Annotated in this window: 1 pseudogene; it reads left to right on the top strand. The window is 58.1% G+C overall.

The features are described from left to right. Positions 1 to 234: 234 nt before the first annotated feature. Positions 235 to 475: pseudogene (locus FY251_RS21110) on the top strand (hypothetical protein); the annotation flags it as partial.

Here is a 475-nt window from a genome sequence, read left to right as displayed (position 1 = left end):
CAATAGGGGTGTCTGATAACATCAAAAAACCACTAATTAGGAGATATGATCCCGCTTTCGGGTCCGCTCTCTCCCATAACTCGGTGTTTCGAGATATGCACCAGAATTATCATAACTGTGGCAGCGGATCAGTTCACGTGGATGAAAGGAAAGGAGTCAGCGACGAGCAACGATAGCACAAAATCGGCAACTACCACACGACGACGGCTCCTCAAAGGAACACTTGGCACAGCAGTGACCGCGGCCGCGGTTCCGAGCCTGAGCGGCGTCGCGGCGGCCCACTTCCCGGTCGAGATCACGGTCGACGTCCAGCCCGAGAACGCGGAGAACTTCATCGACCTGTCGGAACACGACACCATCACCGTCGCAGTCGAGCAGTCAGAGTTCGTCAACAGCGACGGGGACAGCGAGACCTTCGACCCCACGGAGCGGGCCGTCCGCTATCGGTTCGGCTCGCGTCTCGCGCTGGAAGACG

The organism is Haloferax sp. KTX1, from assembly GCF_902410085.1.
Classification (GTDB): domain Archaea; phylum Halobacteriota; class Halobacteria; order Halobacteriales; family Haloferacaceae; genus Haloferax; species Haloferax massiliensis.
The sequence above is the reverse complement of the archived record's forward strand: the minus strand, read 5'-3'. Positions and strand labels throughout refer to the sequence as shown.